The sequence below is a fragment of the Pseudomonas protegens genome, from assembly GCF_003732485.1.
Classification (GTDB): Bacteria; Pseudomonadota; Gammaproteobacteria; order Pseudomonadales; family Pseudomonadaceae; genus Aquipseudomonas; species Aquipseudomonas protegens_B.
In genome coordinates, this window is record NZ_MOAK01000045.1 from 16,808 (window position 1) to 23,267 (window position 6,460).

General features: G+C 68.0%; 1 protein-coding gene. It reads left to right on the plus strand.

Annotation, left to right across the window (positions count from 1 at the left end; genetic code table 11):
- Window positions 1–307: 307 nt before the first annotated feature.
- A partial coding sequence (locus BLX41_RS11035; protein ID WP_259744684.1) for a glycoside hydrolase family 94 protein occupies window positions 308–6,460 on the plus strand: 6,153 nt, incomplete at its 3' end.

Sequence of the window (6,460 nt, forward strand, 5' to 3'; positions counted from 1 at the left end):
AATATCCGCCGCACCCGCAGCAACGGATATGCCCACCAACAAGACCGCAACCTCAGGCTCCACGACCACTACGCCCCCAAACAGGAACAAGCCCCCCTCACCACAACAAGCCACCCAACAGCAATGCCGATCGCCCGCCTATGTGCCCCAACGCACAGACACCCTCCCCCACGCCCGCCACCGTCAAGGCTGCAGCTTTTTGCCTGAAACGTTCGTCGCGACGGTGCATCGATTTGACCGCACGCCCCGCTCCCGGCCCTCCCTCGCACCCCGTGCCGAGGGACGGCTCTGTTATGCCAAGGAAAACATGGACAGTCATTGGACCCACGCATTCCTGAGGTTCTGCCGTCTGCCCGCCGCCAGATACGGCCAATGGAAGGCCTCGCGCAACAGCGTCGAATACGAGGCGCCGCTGCGCTCGGAATTGTTCAGCAGTGAACAGATGGCCAGCCACGGCACCCTGCTGGCGCAACAGCACCGCCTGAGCCAAAGCCGCAACCCCGACTGGCTGCTGGCACGCCTGTCGGACAACGCCAGCGCCCTGGCCAGTTGCTGCAAAAGCCTGACGGCCGCCACCGGCAGCTCGCCCCGGGCCACCCCCGCCGCCGAATGGCTGCTGGACAACTACTACCTGCTGGAAGAACAGATCCGCATCACCCGCACCCACTTGCCCCGGGGCTACAGCCGGCAACTGCCGCGCCTGGCCAACGGCCAGTCGGCGGGCCTGCCGCGGGTCTATGACATTGCCCTGGAAACCATTTCCCACGGCGACGGCCGGGTCGACACCGACAGCCTGGGACGCTTCGTCGACAGCTACCAGAGCGTCACCCCGCTCAAGCTCGGAGAGCTGTGGGCCATTCCGATCATGCTGCGCCTGGCCCTGATCGAGAACCTGCGCCGGGTGGCCTTCCGGGTCATGGCCAACTGGAGCGAACGCAATCTGGCCAACGACTGGGCCGACCGCCTGATGGAAACCGCCGAGCAGGACGCCAAGAGCGTGGTGCTGGCCGTGGCCGACATGGCCCGCTCGGCACCACCGATGAGTGCCGCCTTCGTCGCCGAACTGGCGCGGCGCCTGCAGGGCCAGAACGCCGCCCTGGTGCTGCCCCTGGCCTGGATCGAGCAACTGCTGGGGGAAACCGGGCTGAACATCGAGCGCCTGGTGCAGCTCGACGCCCAGCAGCAAGCCGCCGATCAGGTGTCCATCAGCAACAGCATTTCCAGCCTGCGCCTGCTCTCGGCCAGCAACTGGCGCGAGTTCGTCGAGCTGATGAGCCGGGTCGAGCAGGTGCTCCAGGACGACCCGGCCCAGGTCTACCGGCGCATGGATTTCGCCACCCGCGACCATTACCGGCATGTGCTCGAACGCCTGGCCCGCCACTGCCCCCTCAGTGAAGAACAGGTGGCCCGCCAGTGCATCGAACTGGCCCGGGCCCACTACCGCGCCGACGACCCGGAAGCCGTGGCAGGCCACGTCGGGCATTACCTGATCGGTGCCGGACGCCGCACCCTGGAACAGCAAATCGGCGCTCGGGTGCCCCTGGCCGAACGCGGCCGGCGCCTGCTGACCCAGGCGCCCCTGGGCTTTTTCCTGGGGCCGGTGATGCTGCTCTCGGCGCTGTTCGCCTGGCCGTTTCTCGACACCCTGTACCGGGAAGCCAGCCCCGGCCATTACTGGCTGGCGCTGTGGGCAGTGCCGGCGCTGCTGCTGGCCAGCCGCCTGGCCATCGGCCTGATCAACGGCCTGGTGACCCTGACCGTGGCCCCGGGCATTCTGCCGCGCCTGGACTACAGCGAAGGCATCGCCCCCCGCGCCCGAACCCTGGTGGCGGTGCCGTGCCTGATCGGCAGCACAGCGGATATCGAGGAGCTGGTGGAAGGCCTGGAAGTGCGCTTCCTGGCCAACCGCGATGCCCAGCTGTACTTCGCCCTGCTCAGCGACTTTCTCGACGCCCCCAGCGAAACCCTGGACAGCGACGCGGCCCTGTTGCTGCTGGCCCGGCAACGGATCGAAGCGCTGAACCTGAAGTACCCCGAAGAAGCCGTGGATCGCTTCTACCTGCTGCACCGGCCACGGCTGTGGAACGCCGCCGAACATTGCTGGATGGGCCATGAACGCAAGCGCGGCAAGCTCGAAGACCTCAATGCCCTGCTGCGCGGCCGTGGCCGGGAGCGCTTCTCGCTGATCGTCGGCGATATCCAGGCACTGCCCAGCATCACCTACGTGATCACCCTGGACAGCGACACCCAACTGCCCCGGGACGTGGCCCAGCAATGCGTGGGCGCCATGGACCATCCGCTGAACCGGCCCCAGACCGACCCGCTGAGCGGGCGCATCGTCAGCGGCTACGGGATTCTCCAGCCGCGGGTCGGCATCAGCCTGTCGAGCACTGCGCGCAGCGCCTATTCCCGACTGTTCGCCAGCGATGCCGGGATCGACCCCTATACCCGCGCAGTGTCGGACGTCTACCAGGACCTGTTCCAGGAAGGCTCCTTCGTCGGCAAGGGCATCTATGCCCTGGACACGTTCGAGCAGACCCTGGGCGGGCGCTTTGCCGACAACCGGATTCTCAGCCATGACCTGATCGAGGGCTGCTACGCCCGTTCCGGGCTGCTCAGCGATGTGCAGCTGTTCGAGGAATACCCGGCCCGCTACAGCGCCGACGTCAAGCGCCGCCAGCGCTGGATTCGCGGTGACTGGCAACTGCTGCCCTGGCTCCTGCCCTGGTCGCCCAAGGCCGCCGGCGGCCTGGAAAGCAATCGCCTGAGCCCGCTGGCACGCTGGAAGATCCTCGACAACCTGCGCCGCAGCCTCGAACCCCTGGCCTTACTGAGCATGTTGCTGTGGGGCTGGCTGGGCTCCACCCAGCCCCTGGCCTGGACCCTGGCGGTGCTGATTGTGCTGCTGGTGCTGCCGCTGTCCGCCGCCTTGCGCGAGCTGCTGCACAACACCCCGGAAGTACCGTTGCTGCAACAACTGAGCGCGGCCCTGGGCAGCGCCGGCCAGCACCTGTCCCGAGCCTTGTTGCCCCTGGCCTGGCTGCCCTATGAAGTCGCCTATAGCCTGGACGCCATGGGCCGCGCGCTTTGGCGCATGGGCATCAGCAAAGCTCATCGCCTGCAGTGGCAACCCTCCCGGGAAGCCGAGCGCGGCCCGGATGACAGCCTGCTGCAGCTGTACCGGCGGATGTGGATCGGTCCGTTGCTGGCCCTGCTGCTGACGGCGCTGCTGTGGCCGCGCCCGCAACTGCTGATGGCCGCGCCCTTGCTCCTGGCCTGGCTGGCCGGCCCGGCCCTGGCCTGGTGGCTCAGCCGCCCGGCAAGCCAGGTGGCGTTCGAGCCTTCCAGCGGCCAACGGCGTTTCCTGCAGAGCCTGGCCCGCCGCACCTGGGGCTTTTTCGACCAGTACGTCGGCCCCGATGACAACTGGCTGGCTCCGGACAATCTGCAGGAACAGCCCCAGCAGCGCATCGCCCATCGCACCTCGCCGACCAACCTCGGGCTGGCCCTGCTGGCCCATCTGGCGGCCCACGACTTCGGCTACCTGAGCAGCCGCCGGCTGATGCAACGCCTGGAGCAGATGCTGGCCAGCATGGGCCGGCTGGAACGCTACCGCGGGCACTTCTACAACTGGTACGACACCCAGAGCCTGCAACCCTTGCCGCCGCGCTATGTGTCCACCGTGGACAGCGGCAATCTGGTGGGCATGCTGCTGACCCTGCGCCCCGGCCTGCAGGCCCTGGTGGACAGCCCTCCGGCGCTGCGGCAGATCGCCAACGGCCTGCTGGACAGCCTCGATGTGTTCCAGGACGCCCTCACGGCGGCCGGCCAGGACACCGCCCCGGTGCTGCGCTGGCGCCTGGAGACCCGCGCCGTGCATGAGCACCTGAGCCTGCATGCCGACGTGGCTCCGGATGCCTTGCTGGGGCTGCTGCAACGCATTGCCGAAAGCACCGACCAGGCGCAGAGCGGAACCACGGACGATGTGGAGTTCTGGCGCCAGGCACTGGCCGCGCAATGCCGTGACCTGCATGACGAACTGCAATGGCGCTGCCTGCCGCCCATGGCCGACGGCCGCCGCTTCGGCACCCTGAGCTGGCGCCAGTTGGCCCAGTTGGACGCCGGCTACTGGCTGGCGATGCACCACGAGCGGATCGCCGCCGTGCGGGAGCTGGCCCTGGAGCGCATCAGTTGCCTCAGTCGATTGCTGGAAGCCGTCGCCAGCATGGCGCAGATGGACTTCGGCTTTCTCTACGACACCCGTCGTCACTTGCTGGTGATCGGCTACAACGCCGATGAGCATCGCCTGGATGCCGGCTACTACGACCTCTTGGCCTCGGAAGTGCGCCTGACCCACTTTGTCGCCATCGCCCAGGGGCAACTGCCACAGGAAAGCTGGTTCGCCCTGGGCCGCCTGCTCACCAGCAGCGCCGGCACGCCGGTGCTGCTGTCCTGGACCGGCTCGATGTTCGAATACCTGATGCCGATGCTGGTGATGCCCAGCTACCAGGGCACCCTGCTGGACCAGACCTGCCGCGCCGCGGTGGCCCTGCAGATCGAGCACGGCCAGCAACTGGGCCTGCCTTGGGGCGTGTCCGAGTCGGGCTACAACACCCTCGATAGTCAGTTCAACTACCAGTACCGGGCGTTCGGCGTGCCGGGCCTGGGGCTCAAGCGTGGCCTCGGCGCGGAACGGGTGGTGGCGCCCTATGCCAGCGTCCTGGCGCTGATGGTGGCGCCCCAGGCCGCCTGCCAGAACCTGCAGCGCCTGGCCCAGCTGGGGCTGGGTGGACGCTTCGGCCTCTATGAAGCCGTGGACTACACCGAGTCGCGCCTGCCCCGGGGCCAGGACCATGCGGTGGTGCAGTCGTTCATGGCTCACCACCAGGGCATGAGCCTGCTGGCCCTGGCCTGGTTGCTGCTGGATCAGCCCATGCAGCGGCGTTTCGAATCCGATCCGCAGTTCCAGGCCATTGCCCTGCTGCTGCAGGAACGGGTGCCGAAAACCGCCGCCCAGTACCTGCATGCTGCCGGTGCTCCGGAGGCCGATGAAGCAGCCCGGGCCCACGAGAACAAACTGCGGGTATTCGCCGACCCGGACCGCAAGCGCCCGGCCGTGCAGTTGCTGTCCAACGGTCACTACCACCTGATGCTCAGCAGTGCCGGTGGCGGCTACAGCCGCTGCAACGAACTGGCGGTGACCCGCTGGCACGAAGATCCGACCCGCGATCACTGGGGGCAGTTCTGCTACCTGCGGGACGTGGCCAGCGGCGACTTCTGGTCCGCGGCCTACCAGCCGACCCGACGCCGTCCAGAGAGCTTCGAGGCGATCTTCACCGATGCCCGGGCCGAATTCCGCGTGCGTGAACGGGACTTCGACAGCCATACGGAAATCGTCGTGTCCCCCGAGGACCCCATCGAACTGCGCCGCCTGCACCTGTGCAACCGCGCCCGGGTACGCCGCAGCATCGAACTCACCAGCTACGCCGAAGTGGTCCTGGCTCCGGCCCAGAGCGATGCCGCCCACCCGGCCTTCAGCAACCTGTTCATCGAGACCGAACTGCTGCCCGGCCTGCAGGCCATTGTCTGCAGCCGTCGACCCCGGGCCCAGGAGCAAGCGGTGCCCTGGATGTGCCACCTGCTGGCGGCCCACGGCGTGGACATCGACGCCATCTCCTATGAAACCGACCGCGCACGCTTTATCGGCCGCGGCCGGGATCTGGCCTCGCCCCTGGCCCTGGACCCGCAGGTCGAACGGCTCTCGGGGACCGACGGCTCGGTGCTGGACCCGATCGTCGCGATCCGCTGCCGGATCACCCTCGACCCCGGCCAGAGCGCCACCATCGACCTGGTGACCGGGGTCGCCGACAGCCGCGACCACTGCCTGCAACTGATCCACAAATACCGTGACCGGCACCTGGCGGACCGGGTCTTCGACCTGGCCTGGACCCACAGCCAGGTGCTGTTGCGCCAGCTCAACGCCTCGCTGGCCGAAGCCCGGCTGTTCCAACAGATGGCCGCCTCGCTGCTGTACGCCAACGCCACCCTGCGCGCCGACACCAGCCTGCTGCTGGCCAACCGCCGCAGCCAGTCCGGGCTCTGGGGCCAGGGCATTTCCGGGGACCTGCCGATCGTCCTGCTGCAAGTGGGCGACCTGGCCAACATTGCCCTGGTGCAGCAACTGATCAAGGCCCACGCCTACTGGCGGCAGAAAGGCCTGGCGGTGGACCTGGTGATCTGGAACGAGGACCAGGTGGGCTACCGCCAGCAGCTTCAGGACCTGATCATGGGCCTGGTGACGTCCGGCAGCGAAGCCAGCCTGATCGACCGGCCCGGGGGCATCTTTGTGCGTCCGGCCCAGCAACTGTCCGGCGAAGACCGCATCCTGATGCTGGCGGTGGCGCGCCTGGTGATCAGCGACAGCCGCGGCAGCCTCGCCGAGCAGGTCCACCGGCGCCGC